A 23,337-nucleotide genomic window follows, 5' to 3' on the forward strand; every position below is an offset into this window, starting at 1 on the left:
GTCGCTACGGCGGTCAAATAGTCGAACGATTACCGTTCAGTAATGGGGATTTTCTGAAGGCGCGCTTTTCGGAAGCCCTGGGAAGATTCTAACAATAAAGGGAATCGGATATGCGTGTGCGTAAGTTGGCACTTGCAGTTGGTCTAGTCGGTGCAATGGGAAGCAACGCGACTCTGGCGCTCGGACTGGGGGAGATCAAACTCAACTCCACCCTTAATCAGCCGCTCAATGCGGAAATTGGCCTGCTGCAAACACGCGGCCTGGATGATAGTGAGATCAAAGTACGCCTGGCGGGGCCGGATGAATTTGATCGCGCGGGTGTGGAGCGCTCCTACCTACTCACCTCACTGCGTTTTGATGTGGATTACTCGAGCGGCAAGCCGGTGGTCCGTATCACCAGCCGTGAACCGATCCGCGAACCTTTTCTGAACTTCCTGGTGGAAACCCGCTGGCCCAGTGGGCGCCTGCTCAGGGAATACACCTTGCTGATGGATTTGCCGGCGTTCTCACCGAGCGCTGCCCCACAGCCGGTGCGCGCTGCCGAGCGCGAGCGCCAACAAGTGCGCCGCGATACCCAGACGCAAAGGCCTGCGCCGCGCCCGGCACAGCCCGTAGAGCAGCCGGTTGCCCAGCCCGAGGTGGAGCAGCCCAGCGAGCCCCCGGCTGTAGAACAGCCCGAGCCGGTGCGCCGTCAGCCCCAGCGCGCCTCTGCGGATAACCGTAATAGCAGCCAGGTGTACGGCCCGGTTTCTTCCGCCGACACTCTCTGGGCAATTGCCCTGCAAAATCGTGCCAACGGCGAATTTTCCGTGCAGCAGACCATGCTGGCAATTCAGCGTCTGAACCCCGAAGCCTTTATCAACGGCAATATCAACCTGCTGAAGAAAGGTGCGGTGCTACGCCTGCCCAATAGCGATGATCTGCGCAGCTTGAGTCTCACCGACGCAATTTCCGAGGTGGCCCAGCAAAATGACTCCTGGCGCCAGCGCAATGGCGCCGAAGAGGTCGCCACGGCTGCGCCCTTGGATGCGCGCCCCGTGGAAGAAGAGCGCGTTGCCAGCAGTGAGATTGAAGGCCGTGTAAGCCTGGCGGCCCCCGGCGACAATGAATCGGTAACGTCAGGTTCCGGTAGCGGTGCCGAGGACAGTGAGGCGCTGGAAGGTGATCTGACCGTAGCCGAGGAAGAGCTGGATAAAACCGAGCTGGAAAACACCGAGCTGCGCGAGCGCATCGCCGAACTCGATGAGCAGATCGATACCATGGAGTCTCTGGTTGAGGTCTCCAGTGAAGAGATGCGGGCGGTTCAGCTCGCCGCAGAGATGTCCGCCGAGAGTACCGATGTCGATAGTGCGGAAATGGCCCCTGGGCTGGATGACTCCCTTGCCGACGAGTCTCTGGACGACGCAGTTGATGAGCTCGAAACGGAGACTGTCGCCGAAGAGCCGGAATCGCGCAATCGCGTAGTCTCTGTACAGACTCAGCCCGAGCCCACTTTGATGGAAAAGCTCGGCGATAATCTGCAGTTAATCGGTATTGGCGCTGGCGGTTTGCTGGTGGGGCTGTTTGGCTTCTTTACCTGGCGCCGCCGCAAGGCCGAGCAGGAGGCTGAGCAGCAGTTGGAGCAGCAGATGGCAGCGGAGGCATCGCCACTGCATCTGCCCGAGGAGAGCGCTGCAGAGGATGAAACCCTCGCTGCAGTGGAGAGTATGGAAGCCAATGATGCTTTCGATCTCAGTGATTTGGGCGATGTGGGCACCGACGACCCTATTTCCGAGGCGGAAATCCACCTGTCTCTGGGGCAGTACGAAGAAGCTGAAAGTAAGCTGCTGCTGGGGCTGGAAAAAGACCCCCAGGTAGTGGATGCGCGCCTGATGCTCATGGAGGTTTACGCCCACAACCAGGATATTGAGAAGTTCGACGATCACTATATTCAGCTGCTCGCTATTAGTGACGGTCCCGTCGCAGACCGTGCTGCACGCCTGCGCGAAACCATAGCCGGCGCACCGGATTTCGAGGCGCCGTCAATGGATTTCTCCAGTGAATCCCTGGAGGCCGCTCAACTTGATGATATCGGTGCTTCTCTGGAGGAGGATTTCTCCATTGTGGAACCGGTCCACTCACCGGTGGAAGCGCTGGACGGTGACAATTCGTTGCTCGACGACCTCACAATGAATTTGACCCTGGACGATGAGAAAGCCGATGGCGATGTCGCTCAGGACCTATCGCTCGACCTGGACGATGCTTTTATAGAGCCGGCTCTGGATTCGGCTGACGCTGTCGATCTGGATAGTGAATTCAATCTCGATGACCTGGACCTCAACAGCGCTCTGGATACCGATGCGCTGCAGGATCCGTCACAGGCCGACGGTGAATTGAACCTCGATGATCTCGACCTGGGAGAGCTGGATCTCGGCGATCTCAATAGCGGCGAAACCGATGAGTTTTCCCTGCAGGAGTCGGCGGTAGAAGACCTCTCTGAAGGCACCGGTGAGGCGGAAGGGGGGCTGGCGCCGATCGATTACGATACCTCTGAGCTGGACCTGGACACTCTGGAAATGAGTGCTGCCGGCAGCGATGAGGCCTCAGACGATGCGTTTGTGGCCGAGCCTGAACCGGCGGAAAAGAGCCGTTCTGGCGGCACAATTGGCGGTTTAGACTTCGAGTTGGATCTCTCCATGATGGAAGAGAGCGCTCAGGCGTTGCAGGCTGAGGGGGTCGCTGCGGTCGAGGGTGATCTTCAGGCCCAGGACGAACTGTCATTGGAGGCATTCTCCGACAGCGATCTGGATATGATTGGCTCCGGGCTGGACGACGAGTTGGATCTCGATAGTATCGATCTCGATGATATTGCCGGTGATCTGGCCGCGCCAGACTCCCTGGAAGTCGATACCGCGGTCTCCGCGGCAGAGAACCCCGAGATCGCAGGGTTGCCATTAGAAGACGACCTCGACTTTGATCTGGCTTCTCTGGAAGCTTCGGGAGAGGCCCTGTCTATGGGGGAGGGCGCTGTTGACGAAGCTTTTTCTCTCGAAGATGAGCTGGCTCTGATCGATGAATCCACTGACGGCGACCTTGCGGTGACAGCCGAGTTGGGCGTCGATACGGAACTCGAGCTGGAAACGGCCGTAACTCAGGCCCAAGCTGTAGAGGCGACCGTTGCCCAGCAGCAGGTTGCCGAGTCGGAGTTTGCCGGCCTCGATTTCAATCTGGAGAGTGATCTCAATTCCGAACTGAGTCTGCTGGAAGGCGGTGACGAAATGGGGACCAAGCTGGAGCTGGCTCAGGCCTACATGGATATGGGTGACACAGAGGGGGCCAGGGATATCCTCAAAGAAGTGACCCAGGATGGCAGTGGCGAACACAAGAGCCGTGCCGAAGAAATGCTGGAGCGCATGGTGTAAGTACCCTGCTCACTCCGCTAAAAAAACCTCGCACTGGCTGCGAGGTTTTTTTATGTTGTCGGGCAATCCCCGGCGCACCCCTGGTCGACAGTGACGTGGCTGGGTTACAGGTTTTATTGGCGTGGGCCACTGGGTATTGTGGCGGCGCACATTGAGTGATCTTGCTGATATGACGCAGGCGACAGAGCGCGAATATATTTACAAAGCCAACGGTGAGGTCCCTCCCGGTGAACAGTTGCCCGAGGGATTGCGCCGCATTGCCCTCGGTATTGAATATTGTGGTGCGCGGCTGCACGGCTTTCAGAAACAGAAGTCTGCAGCGGAAACCGTGCAGGCGCACCTTGAGCGGGCCCTGTCGGCCATCGCCGTGGAGCCTGTTACTCTGGTTTGTGCGGGGCGCACCGACGCGGGGGTACATGCGACCAACCAGGTTATTCATTTTGATACCTATGCCCAGCGCCCTGGCCGCGCCTGGGTTCAAGGGGTAAATACCAAGTTGCCGGATTCGGTGCGGGTGCGTTGGGCCCAGGAGATGCCCGCGCAGTTTCACGCGCGCTTTTCCGCTTTTGCGCGCAGCTACCGCTACCTGATTCACAGCGCGCCAACCCGCTCGGCACACAGTGCAGCAGAAGTAACCTGGACCCAGCACCCGCTGGACCTAGAGGCTATGCGCGCGGGGGCGAAGCACCTGTTTGGTCGTCACGATTTCAGCAGCTTTCGCGCTTCACAGTGCCAGGCGAAAAGCCCAGTGCGAGAGATCACTCGCCTGGATATCGCCCCTGTGGGCCCGCTAATTGTGCTGGAGGTGAGCGCCAATGCTTTTTTGCATCACATGGTGCGCAATATCACCGGTGCGCTGATGGCGGTGGGGCGCGGAGAGCGTCGCCCCGGCTGGGTACAGGAGGTGTTGGCACAGCGCGATCGCTCTGCTGCCGGGGTCACTGCGCCGCCATTTGGACTGTACCTGGTGGATGTGCAGTATCCGCCGGAGTTTACATTGCCGGTGAAGGAACCGGGGCCCCTGTTAGTGCCCCTGCCTCTCGGTTCGCTAGCGGTGAGCTGAAGGCTGCTGGCGTACTTTCTCCGCCAGGCTTTGGATTCGGCTTTCACTGGGGTGACGCGCGTTTCGTACCAGGTATCAATCTGCTAGTATCCTGGGTTCCCTCATTTTTTGTTGGCCGCTCGGCTGGCTCCAGGTTAAGCGATGCAAGTGAAGATTTGCGGCATCACCCGTATTGAAGATGCCCTTATGGCCGTTGAAGCAGGCGCGGATGCGCTGGGACTGGTGTTTTATAAGGCGAGTCCGCGCGCGATCGACCCACAGGCTGCCGCGGCTATCGCGGCGGCGATTTCCCCCTTCGTGACCCTTACCGGCCTGTTTGTGGATGCCGCCCAAGGTGAAGTGGATCAAGTGTTGGAATCCGTGCCTCTCAACCTTTTGCAGTTTCACGGTGAGGAGGGGGCTCGCTATTGTGAGCAGTTCCGCAGACCCTATATCAAAGCCCTGCGTATGAAAGAGGGGCTGGATGTTATTGCCGCCATGGAGGCACATCCCAAGTCGCGCGGCTTTCTGCTGGATGCCTATCGCCCCGGAGTGCCCGGTGGCACCGGAGAGACTTTTGATTGGGATAGGGTGCCACAAAATAGTGGCCGCCCCATTGTCTTGGCGGGAGGTTTGACAGCCGCTAATGTGGCTGGCGCTATCGAGGCTGCGCGTCCCCAGAGCGTGGATGTCAGCGGTGGTGTGGAGCAAGGGCGGGGCGTTAAAGATCCGCAAAAAGTGGCTGCCTTTATTCGCGCGGCGAAGAGCAGCTAGTCCGGGAGATTAAATAAAAGAAGCGACACAATGAGGTGCCGCTTGCCGGCAGGTCCGGCGCGAATCGGTGAATGCCAGCAGATCCGTGTATCTGTGCCAATATTGACCGGTGACGTTTAAAGTGTTCAGAAGAACACATTCATTCAGATTATTTGCGGCACATGGATGTGTCGCCCGCCGGTAGGCCCGGCGCGAACCGTTCAATACCAGCAGATCCACGTATCTTCGCCGGTATTGGCCGGTGATGTTTAAGGGGTTCAAGAGGAACACCTTAAACGGTAGGAAAAGAAACCCTTGTGATCGACGGAGTATGAGTGTGAGTAAGCCAGGTGCTATTGATTTTTCCACCTTCCCGGATGCCAGCGGGCATTTCGGTCCGTACGGCGGTCGCTTTGTATCGGAGACGCTGATTGGCGCATTGGATGAACTGCAGGCGATGTATAGCCGCCTGAAAGATAATCCAGAATTTGTCGCTGCCTTTGACTACGATCTTGCGCACTACGTCGGGCGGCCATCGCCGCTGTATCTTGCTGAACGTCTTACCCAGCAGGCCGGTGGAGCGCGTATCTGGCTTAAGCGCGAAGATCTCAATCACACCGGTGCGCACAAGGTAAACAACACTGTGGGGCAGGCCCTGCTGGCCAAGCACAGTGGCAAAAGGCGTGTTATCGCCGAAACCGGTGCAGGTCAGCACGGCGTGGCCACAGCGACAGTGGCCGCGCGCTTGGGACTACAGTGCACTGTTTATATGGGTGCGGAGGATGTTAAGCGTCAGTCCCCGAATGTTTATCGAATGAAATTACTGGGTGCTGAAGTGGTGCCGGTACAGTCCGGTTCCAAGACATTGAAAGACGCCATGAACGAAGCCATGCGCGACTGGGTGACCAATGTCGACAACACTTTCTACATCATTGGTACTGTGGCCGGCCCCCATCCGTATCCGCAACTGGTGCGCGACTTCAACTCTATTATTGGCCGTGAGGCGCGCCGCCAGAGTCTGGAGCAGTTCGGCCAGTTACCCGATGCCCTGGTGGCCTGTGTCGGTGGTGGTTCCAATGCTATCGGCTTGTTTCACCCCTTCCTCAATGATTCTGAAGTGCAGATGTTTGGTGTAGAGGCCGGTGGTGAAGGCCTGTCCACGGGTAGACATGCTGCTCCATTAAACGATGGTATTCCCGGTGTCCTGCACGGCAACCGCACCTATCTGATGGAAGATGAGGATGGTCAGATAATCGAGACTCACTCGGTATCGGCGGGGCTTGATTACCCGGGTGTAGGCCCGGAGCACGCCTGGCTCAAGGACATCGGTCGTGTCCAGTATGTCACCGCCGATGACAAGGAGGCCCTGGAAGCTTTCCGTCGCCTCACCCGTACCGAGGGGATTCTGCCGGCGCTGGAATCCAGCCATGCGGTTGCCTATGCGATGAAGCTCGCGGCGGAAATGGCACCGGAGCAGAATATCGTGGTGAACCTGTCCGGTCGTGGAGACAAGGATATTTTCACCGTTGCCGCAATCGACGGTATTGAGGTTTAGTGTGGCGGCGCCCGCTCTCGGCGCGGGCGAGCTGCAAAAAATACGGACCAAGTGAGCTGGCACAACGCCAGGAGTAGCTCAGGGAACACACAGTGACTGAACAAAACAGAATTGACTGCCGCTTTGCCAGACTGCGCGGCGAGGGCCGCAAGGCCTTGGTGACTTATATTGTTGCCGGTGATGGCGGCCTGGAAAATACCGTGGCGCTGATGCATCAGCTGGTGGCCAGTGGTGCCGATATTATCGAGTTGGGCGTGCCTTTTTCAGATCCTATGGCGGAGGGCCCGGTAATCCAGAAAGGGCATGAACGCGCTCTGGCCAATGGGGCCTCCCTGCGCAAGTGCCTGGGATTGGTACGGGACTTTCGCCAGGTAGATGCGGAGACTCCGGTTATCCTGATGGGTTATGCCAATCCAATTCAGCGTATGGGCGAGCGCGCCTTCGCCGATGCGGCTCTTGAGGCGGGTGTTGACGGTGCGCTTACGGTGGATCTGCCCGCGGAAGAGGCGGGCCCTCTGAGTGCGCTGTTGGCGGAACGCAATCTGCGCAATATTTTCCTGTTGACACCCACAACCAGCGAAGAGCGTATTCGTGAGATTACCGGGCTGGCCAGTGGTTTTGTCTACTACGTCTCCCTGAAAGGAGTTACCGGCGCGGGGCACCTGGACCTCGACTCTGTACGCGATAACCTCGAACATATCCGCACTTTTACCGATCTGCCGCTGTGTGTGGGCTTTGGTATCAAAGATGGTACTTCGGCGCGCTCGGTCAGTGCGCATGGCGATGGCGCAATCGTGGGTAGCGTATTGGTCTCTGCGGTGGATGAAGCCGCAGATCTGGCCGCAGCCAAGGCGAGTCTTGGGGAGATTGTCAGCGAGATGCGCCAGGCCCTGGATCGCTAGCGCCTCTCTTGCCGCAGACGCGAAACTGGCCAGAAAGACAAAAATAGCGGCTGATCTGGCTGGGTTTGACGTTCAGCTTAGTGTTTTAATTCGTAGTCTGAAACTCACCGGTCGGTAAAATGGACCGGCCTATAAAAGCATCCGGATTTGGAAACGAGATGAGCTGGTTAGAAAAAATTGTTCCCGCAGTGATTCGCACAGAGCGCCGCGCCGGCAACAGCAAGGTTCCTGAGGGCGTGTGGAAGAAGTGCGTCAAATGTGACGCCATGCTTTACCGCCCAGAGCTGGAGCGCAACCTGGATGTGTGCCCCAAGTGCGATCACCACATACGCATTGGCGCGCGCCGTCGGCTGGATATTTTCCTCGACGAGGAGGGACGCGAAGAGCTGGCCACCGATGTATTGCCGGTGGATCGCCTAAAGTTCAAGGACGTCAAGAAATACAAGGACCGCCTGGTACAGGCGCAAAAATCCACTGGCGAAAAAGATGCGCTGGTGGCTATGCAGGGCACCCTAAACGGGGCGCCGCTGGTGGCTGTGGCCTTTGAATTCGCTTTTCACGGCGGTTCTATGGGCTATGTGGTGGGTGAGCGCTTTACCCGCGCGGCCCAGCGTGCCCTGGAGCAGCGGATCCCGCTGGTCTGTTTCTCCGCTACTGGCGGGGCGCGCATGCAGGAAGCCCTGATATCCCTGATGCAGATGGCCAAGACCTCGGCCGTCCTGGAAAAAATGAAGATGGCGGGTGTGCCCTATATCTCCATTATGACGGACCCGGTGTACGGCGGTGTCTCGGCCTCTTTGGCTCTGCTCGGCGATATCAATGCTGCGGAGCCAGGGGCTCGCGCGGGGTTTGCCGGCCCCAATATTATCGAGCAGACCATCCGGCAGAAATTGCCCAAAGGTTTCCAGCGCAGTGAGTTCCTACTGGAGCACGGTGCTATTGATATGATTATTCCGCGCAGAAATATGCGCTCTACGGTCTCCCGTCTGTTGGGTAAACTGAGCGGTAATTAATTTCCCCATTCCCCGGAGGCACCATAGCAGCCAGTAAAGACACTGGCTGCTGTCTCTCACCAGCGATCTATCCAACTATGTCTGCATTGCAACCTATGTCCTCATTGCAAGATTGGCTCATCCGCCTGGAGCGGTTGCACCCGACTGAAATTGAACTCGGCCTGGAGCGTGTTTCTTCCGTCGCTGAGACCCTGGGGGTGCAGAAGCCTGCTCCCCAGGTCATCACCGTGGCGGGCACGAATGGCAAGGGTTCCTGTGTTGCCGTTATGGAGGCGCTTTTGTGCCGTGCCGGGCGCTCTGTGGGTGCCTACAGTTCTCCCCATTTACTGCGCTTTAATGAGCGGATGCGTATCAATGGTGATGAGGTATCCGATCGGGAGCTGGTGGATGCTTTTATCGCGGTGGAGGCTGCCCGTGGCGACACTAGCCTGACCTATTTTGAATTCACCACCCTGGCAGCACTGTGGCTGTATCAGCGTGCAGGCGTGGAGTTCGCCCTGTTGGAGGTCGGCCTCGGTGGGCGCCTGGATGCGGTCAACCTGGTGGATGCGGATCTGGCCATTATCACCAGTGTGGCGGTTGATCACGAGGATTGGCTGGGCAGCGATCGGGAAGTGATCGGTCGCGAGAAGGCCGGTATTTTGCGCCCCGGAGCGCCTTTCGTCTGCGCCGATAGTGCGCCACCGCAATCGGTGTTGTCGGCGGCAGAGAAGCAGGCCAGTTCCAGCTATTTTATTGGACAGGATTTCAGTATCTCCCCGAGCGGGAGCCGTGAGACCTATCATTTTGGCGAGCTGGCACTGCCGATCCCGGAGATCAGCCTGCCGCGCCCCAGTATTGCGGCAGGACTTACCGCTCTGGCACTGCTGGATGCCCTGCCGGGGGCGGGCGCAGAGACTGCCTTGGCTCAAATAGCACTGCCAGGGCGCTGCCAGCAAGTGCATTGGCATGCGCGAAACTTACTGCTCGATGTTGGACACAACCCGGCGGCGGCAGAGCATTTGGCCCGCTGGTTGGCGTCTCATCCGGTGGCGGGGCAGACCCACGCCCTGGTGGCGGTTATGCAGGATAAGGATCTGCCCGGTCTGTTCGCCCCTCTTGGCGGCGTTGTTGACCGCTGGCACCCGGCCTTGCTGCCGGAAAATACCCGCGCCGCAGAGACTGAGGCGCTGCTCACAGGTTTGGAGCAGGCCGGTATTGCGGAGACGAATGTGGATCAGCGCTGTCCAACTGTTGCCGATGGGTTGCAATTACTGCTGCCGACCCTCGGTCCACAGGACAGGTTGCTTGTATTTGGATCCTTCTTTACTGTGGCGGAAGTTCTGCAGCAGGTGCGAGACGAGGGTAATGGATAATTGCGAGGATAAGTCCCCCGGCAGGGGACGGCTGAACGACGGTTTCAAACAGCGTATTGTCGGAGCGCTGGTTCTGGTTGCGCTCGCCGTAATTTTCCTGCCGAGTCTGTTGGACCAGGAGTCCAAAGGGCATATCAATGCAGTGAGTCAAATCCCCGCGGAGCCGGATATTCGCCCGATCGAAATTGCCAAGCCGCAGCCTGTCGCCGATGTAGCGCCTGCGCCAGCGGCCGATGAGATTTTCCAGCCGGAAGTGCCAGAGAAGTTCTCCAACCCCGCCGAGGGCGCGGCAAAGTTCGCCACCGCAGATGCTCCAGTGCAGCATGCCAATGCTGAGGGCGCTACGGAGTCGGCACCGGGTGCGGCGAAAAAAGAAGCCTCCCCCCTGGTGGATGCACAGGGGCAGCCCGTGGCCTGGGTGGTGCAGGTAGCTTCCTATAAAGATGACTCCCGTGCTCAACAGTTGCGTATGCGCCTGATGGACGAAGGTTTCCGCGCCTACACCCGTGCCGTGGAAACCAAGAAAGGGCGCTTTGTCAGGGTCTTTGTTGGCCCCCAGGTCAGCAAAGCCGATGCGCAGACTCTCAAGCGGGAGCTCGATACTCTGCTGCAGGCGCAGACTCTGGTACTTCGCTTCAAGGCCTGAAGGGTTATTAGCCGGCCAAATCCCAGCAGATTCGCGTATCTGCGCCAGTATTGCATAGTCAGGCTAACCACCCGTCCCCACAGGCTCGCTCCGAGAGGCGCAGTACGGGTAGACGGGTGTTCCGCCGGTACTTTTTTCGGTATCACCCCATTGCTGTATGGCGATTTGCCCAAGGAATTTTGCCGTTCAGGTCTGAAATTCCAATCGGTTCGTCTACGGCTTCACGCGCCTAGCCCCTTAAGTTAGAATGCGCGCTCTTCGCGGCAGCAGCCGCCACGCAGGTAGGGTTGAATGAATTGGGCTGACTGGACCATCGTGGCTATTGTGGGTATTTCCACACTTATCGGCCTTAGTCGAGGTTTCGTGCGCGAAACCCTGTCGCTGCTCACCTGGATTGCCGCTTTTATTGTTGCGATGATGTTTCGCGAACAGCTGGCGCCACTGCTCTCCAATCTTGTCGACACTCCTTCTGTCCAGGCGATCGCCGCCTTTGCCATTTTGTTCTTCGGTACGCTCCTGGCCGGAGCCGCCCTGAATATGATGCTCTCCGCTTTTGTCGAAGCCACCGGTTTATCCGGCACCGATCGGGTGTTGGGTATGGTATTTGGCTTGGCGCGGGGCGCCATTGTGGTGATGGCATTACTGATCCTGGCACCGGCACTGATACCGGTGGAGCAGGACAGTTGGTGGAATCAGTCGGTGTTGATTCCCCATTTCCTCGAGTTTGAGGATAGTGCGCGGGAGCTGGCCAAGTCTGTGAAGGGCTTTTTCGTAGAGTTATTTTAATCGGGCGCTAGCGCCGCTTTTTCGATCAATAGGGTCAAATATATGTGTGGTATCGTCGGTATCGTCGGTAAGAGTGATGTCAATTTGCAGCTCTATGATGCGCTCACTCTGTTGCAACACAGGGGACAGGATGCCGCGGGCATCGTGACCTGTGACGATGATCGCCTGAACCAGCAAAAAGCCAATGGCCTGGTACGCGATGTGTTCCGCGCTCGCCATATGGAGCGTTTGAAAGGTAACTTTGGCATCGGCCACGTGCGCTACCCCACTGCGGGTAGCTCCGGTCCCGCTCTGGCGCAGCCGTTCTATGTGAACTCTCCTTACGGCATCGCCATGGCGCACAACGGTAACCTCACCAACGTGGGTAATGTGGTGGAGGAGATCTTCCAGCAGGACCTGCGCCACATCAATACCGATTCAGACTCCGAAGTACTGCTCAATGTGTTCGCCCACGAGCTGCACAAACTGCACAAGTTGCAGCCCAAGGCGGAAGATATCTTTACCGCCATGCGCGGTGTGCACAAACGTGTGCGCGGTGCCTATGCCTGTGTGGCCCTGATTGTCGGTTACGGTATCGTCGCTTTCCGCGACCCCAACGGCATTCGCCCGCTGGTGTACGGCAAGCGCGAAACGGAGAGGGGCACCGAGTATATGGTGGCCTCTGAGTCTGTGGCCCTGGATGTTCTGGGCTACACCCTGGTGCGCGATGTGGCGCCGGGTGAAGCGCTGTATATCGAGCTGGACGGCACGGTTCACTCCGAGCGGTGTGCGGAGCACTCGACCCTCACTCCCTGTATTTTCGAGCATGTGTACTTTGCCCGCCCGGATTCCATTATGGATGGCGTTTCCGTACACAAGGCCCGCCTGCGCCAGGGCGAGCATCTGGCGGACAAAATCCTGCGCCTGCGCCCGGACCACGATATTGATGTGGTGATTCCCATTCCCGATTCCGCCCGTACCGCTGGCCAGACCGTGGCACATCGCCTGGGGGTGAAATTCCGTGAGGGCATGGTGAAGAACCGCTATATCGGCCGTACCTTTATCATGCCGGGACAGAAGCAGCGCAAAAAATCTGTGCGTCAGAAGCTGAACGCCATTGAGTTGGAATTTCGCGGTAAAAATGTGTTGTTGGTGGATGACTCCATCGTGCGCGGTACGACGTGTAAGCAGATTATCCAGATGGCTCGCGATGCTGGCGCCGCCAAGGTGTATTTCGCCAGTGCGGCGCCCGCAGTGAAATACCCGAACGTGTACGGTATCGATATGCCTTCGGTCACCGAACTGGTTGCGCACGATCGCACCACCGAGGAAGTTTGTGAGGAGATCGGTGCAGACTGGTTGGTCTATCAGGACCTGGAAGATCTGGTGCTAAGCTCCAGCGGCGGCAAGCAGAAGATCGATCGATTCGATTGCTCCGTGTTCGACGGTAACTATATTACCGGTGACGTGGATGACGAATACCTTGAGAGTTTGCACGCGGCACGCAACGACGACGCCAAGCGCAAAAAGGCCAACACCAGCGCCCTGTAAGTAGTCTGAAGTGGCGCGCTCTTCACGGCAGAAGAGGGCGCCACGCACGGCCGTTTCGGTTAAGATTAGCGCTTCCGTAAATACTGACCAGGAAGCGGTATATGTTTGAAGACGACGGTTACGCACTGGAAACCCTGGCGGTACGCGCCGGGCAGGTCCGCTCAGAGGAGGGCGAGCACTCCGAAGCCCTCTATCTCACCTCCAGCTATGTTTTTCCCTCTGCCGCTGAAGCCGCCGCGCGCTTTTCTGGGGAAACTTCCGGCAACGTCTATTCCCGCTATACCAATCCCACCGTGCGTATGTTCGAGCAACGCATTGCCGCCCTCGAAGGTGGTGAAGCGGCGGTGGCCACCGCCAGTGGCATGGCTGCGATTCTCAGTATTTGCATGGCTCTGCTGAAAAGCGGCGATCGGGTGATCTGCTCCCGCAGTGTGTTTGGCACCACCACCGCGCTATTCGGGCGCTATATGGAAAAGTTCGGTGTGCGTGTGAGCTATGTCGATCTCACCGATATGGACGCCTGGAGGCAGGCGGTCGACGGTTCCACCAAACTACTATTTATGGAAACCCCTTCCAACCCCTTATGTGAAGTGGCGGATATTAGCGCCCTGGCAGAAATTGCCCACAGTGCCGGCGCCCAGCTGGTGGTGGACAACTGTTTCTGTACCCCGGCGCTGCAGCGCCCTCTGGCACTCGGTGCCGATATTGTTGTGCATTCCGCGACAAAATTTCTCGATGGTCAGGGCCGCGCACTGGGTGGTGTCGCCGTGGGGCGCAAAGAGGTTATGGATGAGCTGGTCGTGTTCCTGCGCACCGCCGGCCCCAGCATGAGCCCGTTCAACGCCTGGATTTTCCTCAAGGGTTTGGAGACACTGAAGTTGCGCATGCAGGCCCACTGCACCAATGCCCTCGATCTGGCCTGGTGGCTGGATGAGCAGGAAATGGTGGAGAGGGTCAACTACACCGGGCTACCCAAACATCCCCAACACCGACTGGCCCGTGCACAACAGGATGCCTTTGGTGCTGTGTTGAGTTTCACCGTGCGCGGTGGTCGCGTCGGGGCCTGGAAAGTGATCGACAACTGCAGAATCCTATCCTGCACCGCCAATCTCGGCGATGCTAAAAGCACGATTGTGCACCCAGCCACGACCACCCATGGCCGTCTCAGTGAGGAAGATAAGTCCCGCGCTGGAATTACTGAGAATCTGATTCGCATCTCGGTGGGGCTGGAAAATGCCGAGGATCTTAAGCGCGACCTGATGCGTGGATTGTCCCAGCTGTAATCGCCGCGATTGTCCCGCGCGAGTCTGGGGTAGGTTCGATCTACCTATGATTAATACCGGGTGCCGGCTCTGTATTGAAAGAAATTTGGCACCATGGCGCCTGTTGTTGAGAGTTGGCGGGCGCTCACACCGGGCCTCATTCGTGGCCTGAGAAAAATGAGCAGTAATGGATTTACCGTGCAAAAAATAGTTTCCGCCATTGTTTCCGATATCGGCAGTGTTCTGCTGGGTAAAGAGCGCCAGGTAAAATTGGCCTTGGCCTGCCTCCTGTCCAAGGGGCATCTGTTGATCGAGGACCTGCCGGGTATGGGCAAGACCACCCTGGCGCACGCTCTGGCCCAGGTGCTGGGTCTCTCTTACAAACGCGTGCAATTTACCAGCGATATGCTGCCGGCAGATATTCTCGGCGTATCGATTTTTGAGCGGGAGTCGGGACAATTTCATTTTCACGAGGGGCCGGTATTTAGCCAGGTGTTGTTGGCCGATGAAATCAACCGCTCATCGCCCAAAACCCAAAGTGCCCTGCTGGAGGCCATGGAAGAGCGCCAGGTCAGTGTGGATGGAGAGACCCGTCCCCTGCCGCAGCCATTTTTTGTGATTGCTACCCAAAATCCACTACAGCAGTCCGGCACTTTCGCCCTGCCGGAATCGCAGCTGGATCGCTTTCTGATGCGAATCAGCCTCGGCTATCCCACCCGCGAGGCGGAGCGGGCCCTGTTTTTGGGCGCCGATCCGCGCCTGCAGCTGGCCAAGTTAAAACCGCGCATCGATCTTTCTACGCTGAAAAAAATGCAAAGCCTGGTGGGCCAGGTAAAAGCCTCCGACAGCCTGCTGGACTATTTGGAACGGCTGGTGCTGCATACCCGTCAGAGCTCCGATTGCGCCCTGGGTTTGTCGCCACGCGGTGCTCTGGCGTTGCTGCGCGCTGCCAAAGCCTGGGCCCTGATTCACCATCGCGGTCATGTGCTTCCGGAGGACATTCAAGCGGTGTTGCCCTCAGTGGCGGGACATCGCCTGCAGAGTGATGGCGGCAGCGGCGACCAGCTGGTAGAGCGCCTGATGCGCCAGGTGGATATTATCGCGGCCTGAACCAATGAAAGTGACCCGCGAGAGTGCCCAGCAGGCTCAACCGAAAACCCTTCGCCATTTTTTTCGTCGGTTGGGTGAGCGCTGGCTCAGCCGCCGCGCGCCGCGCGCACGCGCGATTACCCTCAATCACAGCCGCTTATTTATCCTGCCCACCCGCGCGGGACTTGGCTATTTGTTAGTGGTCGCTGTGTTGTGGCTGCTCGCTACCAACTATGAGAACAACCTAGTATTTGCCCTGACTTTTTTGTTGATCAGTGTCTTCGTTATTTTGCCGGTGCACACCTTCGCCAATTTGAGTGGTCTGCGCCTGCAGTTACTGAGTACGGAGCCGGCTTTTGCCGGCGATTTCGCCGAGGCAAAGATCAACTTAAGCCGCGAGGACAAGCGCGAGCGGGAGTGGATACAGGTCCACTGGCCGACCGAGGAGGGGGCTTATGTGGATCTCTGCGAAGAGCGCAGTGCGGACTTTCGCGTCGCTCTGCCGGTACTGGAGCGGGGCCGTGTTCAGGCACCGCGTTTAAGGGTGGAGAGCCGCTTTCCATTGGGGCTATTTCGCTGTTGGAGTCGAATCGATCTGGATGTGGAATTTTTGGTGTACCCGCGGCCACTCGCCGGTGGCCCCCTACCTCTGGGGGAGGCCCTGGTGGAGGGCGAGTCCGGTCCGGTGCGCCGCGGCGGAGATGACTATGCCTCGCTCAAGCCCTACCAGCCCGGCGACTCTCTGCGGCATTTGGCCTGGAAGCAGTACGCGGCCGGTCGCGATCTCTACAGCAAAGAGTACGAGAGCCGCACGGATACCCGTTTATGGCTCGACTGGGCGCTGCTCGATGGCCGCGATGTGGAGACGCGCTTGAGCAATCTGTGCCACTGGGCGCTACAAGCTGAGAAACAGGGTATTGCCTATGGCCTGCGAGTACCCGGCACGACCCTGCCGCCATCGCTGGGGATGGAGCACCAGCAGCGGGTGCTCGGCGCACTGGCCCTGTTTCCCAAGTGGGATGGGTGATGTCGAATAACCGGGATCTTTTGCCCCGCGAGAGCCTGCTGTGGATTTTTGCCGCGCAGTTTGTCGCGCTGTTGCCCCAGTTGGCCCAATTGCCACTGTGGATCGCTTTTGCCTGGGCTTTTGCGGTGTATTGGCGCCTGGAGGTTTTCCGCGGCCGCCGCGACCTGCCTGGCCGCCCCTTAAAATTCCTGGTGATACTGTTGACGGTGGCGGGGCTCGCGCTGTCCTACCAGCGCTGGTTTGCTTTGGAGCCGATGGTGGCGCTGCTGGCGCTGTCGTTTACCTTGAAAAATCTGGAGCTGGTGAGCCGCCGCGATGCCTTTGTGAGCCTGCTGCTGGCCTATTTTGTCGCGGCGACCCTGTTCGTGCGGGAGCAGTCGATCCCCTATGCCCTCTATGGTTTGATCAGTGTCTTGGTGATTACCGCGGCGCTGGCGGCACAGTTGGGCAGTTTCAGTGCGCGTCCGCGCCGGGCTCTGGGGCTATCAGTGCGCCTGTTGGCGCAGGCAACACCGCTGATGTTGTTGTTGTTTGTGGTGATGCCGCGCCTGGGGCCGCTGTGGAATGTGCCTCAGGATACCTCCGCCGGGCGCACTGGGGTGAGTGATTCCATGGCGCCGGGAGACTTTACCCGCCTGTCAAAGTCCGCTGAGCCGGCGCTGCGTATCGCTTTCGATGGACCCATACCACCACCGGAGCAGCGCTATTGGCGCGGGCTGGTGTACTCCGAGTTTGATGGACGCACCTGGCGCCAGGGCTTTGGTGTCGATCCGCGCAACGGAGGTCAGGTGTATTGGAAAAGCGGCGAGCGCCCACTGCCGCAGGTCGGTCCGCGCTATCGCTATCGGGTGATACAGGAGGCCAGCCGCAGTCCCTGGTTGTTTGCCCTGGCAAGGCCCGCTTCGGATAGCGCCGGAGTGGGAGAGACCCTGGACGATCGACTGGTGAAACGCACCCCGCTGTACAGCCGTTTTGCCTATGACGTGCGCTCCTGGCCGCGCGACCCTCAAGCTGTTCCGATACCGCTAAGCAGCGCCGAACGCCGCCGCAATTTGCAGTTGCCCGCGGATGGCAACGAGCGCACCCGCGCGTGGGTGGAGCGTTTGCGCCGCAAAGGTTTGGGTGCAGAGGCGATTTCCTCACAGCTTTTGGCGCGCTATCACCGCGAATTTACTTATACCCTGAGTCCACCGGCGCTGGGCAGAGACAGCGTGGACGCGTTCCTGTTCGATAGCCAGAAAGGCTTTTGCGAGCACTTTGCCGGTAGCTATGTTTTCACGATGCGCGCGGCCGGGGTGCCGGCGCGGGTTGTGGCGGGTTATCAGGGCGGCGAATGGGTCAGTGGCGAAAAATATTTGTTGGTGCGCGAATACGATGCCCACGCCTGGGCCGAAATCTGGCTCGATGGACGCGGCTGGCAGCGTGTGGACCCCACGGCGGCGGTGTCTCCAGAGCGAGTGCGGAATGGCCTGGAGAGCGCTGCGGGCGAGGAATTTATGCGCGACTCACTGCTGCCGGTGCACCGCATCGATGCCCTGGTAAAGTTGCGTCTGCAATGGGACATGATCAACTACCGTTGGTACCAGACCGTAGTGAGCTTCGATAGCGAAAAGCAGCGCGATACCCTGCAGCGTCTTCTGGGGGATATTTCCCCACTGCGTATGGCCCTGTTTTTTGCCGCACCGGTCGCCGTTGTTTTACTGGCGATGTTGCTCTGGACGCGCTTGGGAAGCCGGGGGCGGAGGCGACCGGCGGTGGAGCGCCTGTACGGGGTATTCTGCCGGCGCATGGCCAGAGCGGGTATTGCCCGCCGTGCCGGAGAGGCGCCGCGGGATTATGCTGAGCGTATCTCCGCCGCAAAGCCGCATCTTGCCGAGTTTGCCGAACGGGTGACCCAGACCTTTGAGCGCGCTGCCTACGGCGGCGAAGCCAGTGCGCTAAAGGAACTGCGCTATCTGCTGCGCTGGCGTTTGCTGCTATTGCCGCGAGTGCCGATTAATAAAAACAAACTGGCAGGTCAATAACTCTTGGACGGTATATCAGTCAAGATGCCACTCAGGTTGCAAAAGTTTCTGCTGGGCTACAGTGGCACTTCTCTGGCCACTGGCCTACAGGTGATCCTTCTGCCCTGGATCGCGCTAACGGTGGTAGATCTGCCGGCGCTGCAACTGGGCTGGGTACAGGCTTCGGTGCTGTTACCAAACTTGGTGCTTCTACTCTTTGGCGGGGCGCTGGCAGATAGGCGCGACCCGGCCGCAGTCGCCGCGCTGGCCTGTATCGGCCTTGCCCTTTGCCATGGGGCGCTACTCGGAATCTACAACTTATTTTTGATCTCCCTGCCGATACTTTTGCTCTACGGGATCTGTTTGGGGATTTGCAGTGCTTTTCTACAGCCGGCCAGGGACAACCTGGTACAGCGTGGGGCGCGCAATCGCGGGGTGCAGACCTCGGAGCGCCGCGTGCAGAAAACCGTCACCTGGATGATGTTGGCCCAGTACGGAGGCCAGGCAGTAGGGATGTTGCTGGCGAGTCGCTTTGAGTACTGGGGATTGCAGGCATTGCTGGGGGTGCAGGTTGGCGTGTTGCTGCTAGCTGCCGCGGCTCTGGTGAGCTTGCGCGAACAGGGCGCGGGCCGAGCCGCGACAGAAAAGCTGCCCCACACTCTGATCCTCGACGGGCTGTCCCAGGCCTGGCGCCACCCGGTGCTGCGTGAGTTAACCGCGCTGATGGCCTTCAATGGGCTTGTACATATCGGTGTATTCCTGGTGGTACTGCCACTGTTGGCCGAGGGTTACGGCCGTGGTGCGGGGTATTACGCGACTCTGCAGTTGGCTTTTGTCGCGGGGACGGTGATCGCCACCGTGACTATGCTGCGTCGCGGTCAGGGGGCGGAGCCGGGGCGGGGTATTCTTATGTGCTTGCTCTACAGTGCGGCACTGTTGGTAGCGATCAGCCTCGGCCCCACTGAGCTGGGCCTGATCGTGCTGTGCCTGTGTTGGGGGGCGGTAGCGGCGGCTTCGGCGGGGCTCGGACGCGGTATCGTACAGCTGCTCGCTCCGGCGGAATACCGCAGTCGGATTATCTCTATCTACCAGTTTGCCCTGTTTGGCTCCGCCGCCCTGGGCGCTCTCGCCGCCGGAGTCTTGAGTGAATATGCAGCCCCTCTCACCACATTACTGTGGGCGGGAATCCTGAGCCTAGTCGCCTTTGCCCTGGTGGCTTTCAGCGGTGCACTGCGCCGGGTAAAAATCACCGATAGTGATGTGTGAAACGCTCCGCGCAACCCGTTTGCCCACCGCCACGATATAGTTCCACTGGTATCCCTCTTTGTGGAGCCATCGGTGAGTCCTGTGAAAAAAGCTGACTGGTCGAAGGCGGTGACACGCCACAGCCATGCATTGAATCTGCGCGAGGGGCTTTTTTGCCAGAGGGACCCGAAAGCCATCGCTCGTTCACGGCAAGCGGCGGCGGAATCGAGCCAGCAGTGCAAGTCGGACCCCTATCGCGCTGGGAAGTGGCTATTGAGAGAAGGGCGCCGGGCACTGGAGGTGGCCAAGGAGGCGTTGCGCGGGTTCTATAGGGGTCCGCGCCGGCACTGAGCCGGCGGCGGAGTTTCTGGTGAGAGTGCGATGAAAGGTCTCAGGGTGCTTGGCAGGGCAGGCAGCGCACATAGAGCGCGCGGGGGTCGCGATAGCTCTGCAACTCGGCGATTGGCGCGAGTGCCGGTTGTACACTGTTTAACCAGGCGCCGAGTGGTAAGTTGGCCTCAAGGCTCGCGGCAATTTTCGCGTCTACATTATCGCTTAATGCGCGCAGGAATTTCTCGCCGGGGGTCAGTTCACGCTGGATCTCCACTACGTCGTATTCTTCGACTTCAGCAAGCTGCGCGGCGTCGGCGATGGCGTCGCTGAGATTGCCGAGATCATCCACCAGTCCCAACTTCTTGGCGGCGCGGCCGGTCCAAACCTGCCCCTGGGCAATTTTGTGCACTTCTTTTGGGGTGCTGCCACGGGCTTCGGCGACTATGCGAAGGAAGCGCGCATAGGTGTTATTCACCCCCTGTTGCAGGATACTGGCAGCAGCTGGCGGCAGGGCGCGGTCGAGACGCATACTGCCGGCCAAGTCGGAGGTGCCCACACCGTCGGTATAGACCCCGATATGTTCGAGGGAATCCTCAAAGGTGGGGAAGGCGCCGAAAACGCCGATGGAACCGGTGAGGGTGGCCGGTGAGGCCCAGATACGGTCGCCGCCGGTGGCGATCCAGTAGCCACCGGAAGCCGCGAGGCTGCCCATAGAAATAACCACCGGAATTTTCGCCTCGCGGGTGGCCAGCAACTCCTGGCGAATCGCCTCGGATGCAAAAGCGGAGCCGCCGCCACTGTCAATACGCAGCACCAGGGCGTCGACTTCTTTCTCACGGGCACGCGCGATTAATTTGCCCAGGCTTTCGCTGCCGATACGTCCGGCGGGCGCTTGACCATCGACAATCGCCCCGCTGGCGGTGATCAGCCCAATTTTGTTGGATTCCTTGATCGGCTTGGCGGCTTCGGCAATCTTGTGGCCGCGCAAGTAGGCGAGTGCATCGATGGATTTGTATTTGCGCTCTTTACTTTCGTCCTCACCGATGGCTTTTTTCAGCGCTTCCATGGCCTCGATTCGGCTGGCGAGGTGATCTACCAGTTTATTGGCCAGGGCGGCTTCAGCCCAGCTGCCCTCGTGTTGCTGCAGTTTTTGCGGCAACTCGTTGATAAACAGATCGATACTCTCGGCGGGCAGGTTGCGCAACCCGGTGACCTGCTCACTGTACTCACTCCAGAGTTCGTTCAGCCAGCGCTGGTTGTTTTCCCGTGAGGCGGGGGACATGTCGTCGCGGGTGTAGGGCTCAATAAAGTCCTTGTAATCCCCCACGCGGAAGACGTGGAAATTTACCTTGAGCTTGTCCAGTGCACTCTTGTAATAGTTGCGATATACGCCGAAGCCGGTGAGCATCACGGAACCCATGGGGTTCAGGTATACCTGATCGGCGTGGCTGGCGAGAAAGTACTGCGCCTGGGTGTAATTATCGCCCACTGCGTAGATGGGTTTATCGACGGCTTTAAAGCGCTGAAGTGCTGCGCCTATTTCATCTAGCTTGCTGAGACTGCCCCCCACCATATGATCCAGTTCCAACACCAAGGAGGAGATACGCTTGTCATTGGCGGCCTCGTCGATGGCGTCAACGAGGTCTTTGACCCTGACTTCAGTCGGCCCGCGGTTGCCGCCCAGGAAAATAGGCAGGGTGGCGGGTTGGCTGAGCTCATCCACGAGAAAGCCGCTTGGGGCTACGCGAAGGGCCGCGCCCTGAGGGACCACCAGGCGCTCGTCCTTACTGAAGATGGCGATGCCGAGAAATAGCAATATCAGCAGGAACACAATATTGGTGAACACGCGCCTCAGCCAGGTGATGGCGCCGCCAATTGCAGCTAAAAAGCCTCGGGCAAATCCTTTTTTCTGGGGTGAATCAGTCAAACCTCAAAACTCCTAAGTGTGTGGAAGGTCTCTATTTCCACGCCTGTGTGTCTGGAACCAATGCGGATAGCCGCAATGGAATTACTGCATGCGATGCCAGCGACTGCTCATCATTGCAGAAAAGAATAGGATAAGGCTCAAAACCACCATGACGCCATCCTGCCAGCCGCGTGTAGGCATCATTACATCGACAATGCTGGTGGTGATATAGAGCAACAAAATAAAGCAGAGCCAAAGGTAGCTGCGGGGGCGCTGTTTGATAAGGCCTGGCAATACCAGCAAAAGCGGTACTGTCTGGATTAGCCAAAGGGCGAGGGAGCCACCCGGTACAAACAGGTTCCAGACTACAAACAGGACCAGTAGGCCGATATAACAGAACCAATTGATTCGGAGCGCAATGCGTAATTTGCGCCGGATAGTGTCGTTCATGCGGAATCCTCTACTTGGCCGTTGTTGCCGGTTGGCTCAGGGTCTGGGCTAGTTGGCCGATGCGTACACCGAGCGCTCTACACAGGGTGATTTCATCTTCACTCAGCTCGCTGCTGTGGCCCTTGTTCCAATGGGAGGCACCGTAGGGTGTGCCACCGGTGCTGGTGCGCATCAGGGCAGCTTCGGAATAGGGAATGCCGGCGATCAACATGCCGTGGTGTAAAAGCGGTAGCATCATGGAAGTGAGGGTGGTTTCCTGACCGCCGTGCAGGCTACCGGTTGCGGTAAACACCGCGGCCGGTTTTCCGGTCAGGCTGCCCTCCAGCCAAATATCGCTGGTTTGGTCGAGGAAGTAGCGCAGCGGCGACGCCATATTGCCAAAGCGGGTGGGGCTGCCCAACAAAAGCCCGGCGCATTCGCGCAGGTCATCGAGGGTGCAGTAGGGCGCGCCCTTGCTGGGTACCGGCGCTAAGCTGGCCTCCGTGTCGGGGGAGACGGCGGGCACGGTGCGCAGGCGCGCGGCAATCCCGCTCGATTCGACACCGCGGGCCAATTCTGCGGCCATTCGCTCGGTGGCGCCGCTGCGGCTGTAATAGAGAACCAACACATAGGCTTCGCATTCGGGTGCCATTTATAGCAGCTCCAGAGCATTTTCGGGCGGGCGGCCAATGGTGGCTCTGTCATCTTTTGCAACGATCGGGCGCTGGATCAGGATGGGGTTTTCAACCATGGCCTCGATCAGTTGAGCGTCACTCAAGTTTTTGTCTTTCAGGTTGAGCTGTTTGTAGGGCTCCTCACCCGTGCGCAAAAGGTCGCGCGCGGGCATGCCGAGTTTTTGCAGGATGTGTTTCAGATCATCTGCCGTGGGTGGGGTTTGCAGGTAGAGAATCACTTCCGGTTCCACGCCATTGTCCTGCAACAGTTGCAGGGTTTGACGGGATTTTGAGCAGCGCGGGTTGTGGTAGATCATCCACATTATGTCGGTATCCTGTTACTGTTTGGCGTATTCTAACCGAATACCGTAGCGAAATTCTAAGGC

General features: G+C 58.7%; 20 protein-coding genes. 16 read left to right on the plus strand and 4 right to left on the minus strand.

Annotation, left to right across the window (positions count from 1 at the left end; translation table 11 throughout):
* The first annotated feature begins 110 nt into the window (after positions 1-110).
* The 16 genes from Q1A69_RS09770 (at position 111) to Q1A69_RS09845 (ending at position 19,960) form a co-directional block, all read left to right on the plus strand.
* Positions 111-3,401, plus strand: coding sequence for a FimV/HubP family polar landmark protein (locus tag Q1A69_RS09770; RefSeq protein ID WP_299584661.1), 3,291 nt, complete (start codon positions 111-113; stop codon positions 3,399-3,401).
* 169 nt (positions 3,402-3,570) lie between these two features.
* Entirely contained in the window at positions 3,571-4,464 is an 894-nt protein-coding gene (gene truA / locus Q1A69_RS09775) for a tRNA pseudouridine(38-40) synthase TruA (RefSeq protein WP_299584803.1), read from the plus strand.
* Between the two features lie 141 nt (positions 4,465-4,605).
* On the plus strand, positions 4,606-5,217 hold the full coding sequence (locus Q1A69_RS09780; RefSeq protein WP_299584664.1) for a phosphoribosylanthranilate isomerase: 612 nt from the start codon (positions 4,606-4,608) through the stop codon (positions 5,215-5,217).
* Between the two features lie 310 nt (positions 5,218-5,527).
* Positions 5,528-6,751: a tryptophan synthase subunit beta gene (gene trpB / locus Q1A69_RS09785; protein WP_299584667.1), complete on the plus strand. Its 1,224-nt coding sequence runs from the start codon at positions 5,528-5,530 to the stop codon at positions 6,749-6,751.
* A gap of 92 nt (positions 6,752-6,843) precedes the next feature.
* Positions 6,844-7,653: a tryptophan synthase subunit alpha gene (gene trpA / locus Q1A69_RS09790; RefSeq protein ID WP_299584670.1), complete on the plus strand. Its 810-nt coding sequence runs from the start codon at positions 6,844-6,846 to the stop codon at positions 7,651-7,653.
* A 158-nt stretch (positions 7,654-7,811) separates the two neighbouring features.
* Positions 7,812-8,666, plus strand: coding sequence for an acetyl-CoA carboxylase, carboxyltransferase subunit beta (gene accD / locus Q1A69_RS09795; RefSeq protein WP_299584673.1), 855 nt, complete (start codon positions 7,812-7,814; stop codon positions 8,664-8,666).
* Between the two features lie 95 nt (positions 8,667-8,761).
* Complete coding sequence (gene folC, locus Q1A69_RS09800; RefSeq protein WP_299584675.1) at positions 8,762-10,021, plus strand: bifunctional tetrahydrofolate synthase/dihydrofolate synthase; 1,260 nt, start codon at positions 8,762-8,764, stop codon at positions 10,019-10,021.
* Entirely contained in the window at positions 10,014-10,667 is a 654-nt protein-coding gene (locus Q1A69_RS09805) for an SPOR domain-containing protein (RefSeq protein ID WP_299584677.1), read from the plus strand. Before folC ends, Q1A69_RS09805 begins: the two co-directional genes overlap by 8 nt.
* 291 nt (positions 10,668-10,958) lie before the next feature.
* On the plus strand, positions 10,959-11,453 hold the full coding sequence (locus Q1A69_RS09810) for a CvpA family protein (RefSeq protein ID WP_299584679.1): 495 nt from the start codon (positions 10,959-10,961) through the stop codon (positions 11,451-11,453).
* Positions 11,454-11,495: 42 nt separating this feature from the next.
* Complete coding sequence (gene purF, locus Q1A69_RS09815) at positions 11,496-12,983, plus strand: amidophosphoribosyltransferase (RefSeq protein WP_299584682.1); 1,488 nt, start codon at positions 11,496-11,498, stop codon at positions 12,981-12,983.
* Between the two features lie 101 nt (positions 12,984-13,084).
* Positions 13,085-14,266 carry an O-succinylhomoserine sulfhydrylase gene (locus tag Q1A69_RS09820; protein ID WP_299584685.1) on the plus strand — a complete coding sequence of 394 codons (1,182 nt, stop codon included), beginning with the start codon at positions 13,085-13,087 and terminating at the stop codon, positions 14,264-14,266.
* 177 nt (positions 14,267-14,443) lie between these two features.
* A complete protein-coding gene (locus Q1A69_RS09825) occupies positions 14,444-15,355 on the plus strand; it encodes an AAA family ATPase (protein WP_299584805.1) in 912 nt (303 codons plus the stop codon).
* 4 nt (positions 15,356-15,359) lie between these two features.
* Positions 15,360-16,361, plus strand: coding sequence for a DUF58 domain-containing protein (locus Q1A69_RS09830; protein ID WP_299584688.1), 1,002 nt, complete (start codon positions 15,360-15,362; stop codon positions 16,359-16,361).
* On the plus strand, positions 16,361-18,385 hold the full coding sequence (locus Q1A69_RS09835) for a DUF3488 and transglutaminase-like domain-containing protein (RefSeq protein WP_299584691.1): 2,025 nt from the start codon (positions 16,361-16,363) through the stop codon (positions 18,383-18,385). The genes Q1A69_RS09830 and Q1A69_RS09835 overlap by 1 nt, the downstream gene beginning before the upstream one ends.
* A gap of 36 nt (positions 18,386-18,421) precedes the next feature.
* Positions 18,422-19,630 carry an MFS transporter gene (locus Q1A69_RS09840; RefSeq protein ID WP_299584694.1) on the plus strand — a complete coding sequence of 403 codons (1,209 nt, stop codon included), beginning with the start codon at positions 18,422-18,424 and terminating at the stop codon, positions 19,628-19,630.
* Positions 19,631-19,702: 72 nt separating this feature from the next.
* Positions 19,703-19,960: a DUF3175 domain-containing protein gene (locus Q1A69_RS09845; RefSeq protein WP_299584697.1), complete on the plus strand. Its 258-nt coding sequence runs from the start codon at positions 19,703-19,705 to the stop codon at positions 19,958-19,960.
* 40 nt (positions 19,961-20,000) lie between these two features.
* Here Q1A69_RS09845 and sppA read toward each other — a convergent pair whose 3' ends face one another.
* The 4 genes from sppA to arsC form a co-directional block, all read right to left on the minus strand.
* Positions 20,001-21,869 (minus strand): signal peptide peptidase SppA, encoded by a 1,869-nt coding sequence (gene sppA, locus Q1A69_RS09850; RefSeq protein ID WP_299584700.1) that lies wholly within the window; start codon positions 21,867-21,869, stop codon positions 20,001-20,003.
* An 81-nt stretch (positions 21,870-21,950) separates the two neighbouring features.
* A complete protein-coding gene (locus Q1A69_RS09855; protein WP_299584703.1) occupies positions 21,951-22,298 on the minus strand; it encodes a DUF2069 domain-containing protein in 348 nt (115 codons plus the stop codon).
* A gap of 10 nt (positions 22,299-22,308) precedes the next feature.
* Positions 22,309-22,929 (minus strand): NAD(P)H:quinone oxidoreductase, encoded by a 621-nt coding sequence (wrbA, locus tag Q1A69_RS09860; protein WP_299584706.1) that lies wholly within the window; start codon positions 22,927-22,929, stop codon positions 22,309-22,311.
* The gene (arsC, locus tag Q1A69_RS09865) at positions 22,930-23,274 is read right to left on the minus strand and encodes an arsenate reductase (glutaredoxin) (protein WP_299584709.1); all 345 of its coding nucleotides are present in this window, start codon (positions 23,272-23,274) and stop codon (positions 22,930-22,932) included.
* Positions 23,275-23,337: the final 63 nt, after the last annotated feature.

Source organism: uncultured Microbulbifer sp. (genome assembly GCF_947498635.1).
GTDB classification, from domain to species: Bacteria; Pseudomonadota; Gammaproteobacteria; order Pseudomonadales; family Cellvibrionaceae; genus Microbulbifer; species Microbulbifer echini.

Coding starts and splice junctions, on each gene's coding strand:
- Q1A69_RS09770 (WP_299584661.1), top strand. CDS start 111: ATGCGTGTGCGTAAGTTGGCACTTGCAGTTGGTCTAGTCGGTGCAATG.
- truA (WP_299584803.1), top strand. CDS start 3,571: ATGACGCAGGCGACAGAGCGCGAATATATTTACAAAGCCAACGGTGAG.
- Q1A69_RS09780 (WP_299584664.1), top strand. CDS start 4,606: ATGCAAGTGAAGATTTGCGGCATCACCCGTATTGAAGATGCCCTTATG.
- trpB (WP_299584667.1), top strand. CDS start 5,528: ATGAGTGTGAGTAAGCCAGGTGCTATTGATTTTTCCACCTTCCCGGAT.
- accD (WP_299584673.1), top strand. CDS start 7,812: ATGAGCTGGTTAGAAAAAATTGTTCCCGCAGTGATTCGCACAGAGCGC.
- folC (WP_299584675.1), top strand. CDS start 8,762: ATGTCCTCATTGCAAGATTGGCTCATCCGCCTGGAGCGGTTGCACCCG.
- Q1A69_RS09805 (WP_299584677.1), top strand. CDS start 10,014: ATGGATAATTGCGAGGATAAGTCCCCCGGCAGGGGACGGCTGAACGAC.
- Q1A69_RS09810 (WP_299584679.1), top strand. CDS start 10,959: ATGAATTGGGCTGACTGGACCATCGTGGCTATTGTGGGTATTTCCACA.
- purF (WP_299584682.1), top strand. CDS start 11,496: ATGTGTGGTATCGTCGGTATCGTCGGTAAGAGTGATGTCAATTTGCAG.
- Q1A69_RS09820 (WP_299584685.1), top strand. CDS start 13,085: ATGTTTGAAGACGACGGTTACGCACTGGAAACCCTGGCGGTACGCGCC.
- Q1A69_RS09830 (WP_299584688.1), top strand. CDS start 15,360: ATGAAAGTGACCCGCGAGAGTGCCCAGCAGGCTCAACCGAAAACCCTT.
- Q1A69_RS09835 (WP_299584691.1), top strand. CDS start 16,361: ATGTCGAATAACCGGGATCTTTTGCCCCGCGAGAGCCTGCTGTGGATT.
- Q1A69_RS09855 (WP_299584703.1), bottom strand. CDS start 22,298: ATGAACGACACTATCCGGCGCAAATTACGCATTGCGCTCCGAATCAAT.
- wrbA (WP_299584706.1), bottom strand. CDS start 22,929: ATGGCACCCGAATGCGAAGCCTATGTGTTGGTTCTCTATTACAGCCGC.
- arsC (WP_299584709.1), bottom strand. CDS start 23,274: ATGTGGATGATCTACCACAACCCGCGCTGCTCAAAATCCCGTCAAACC.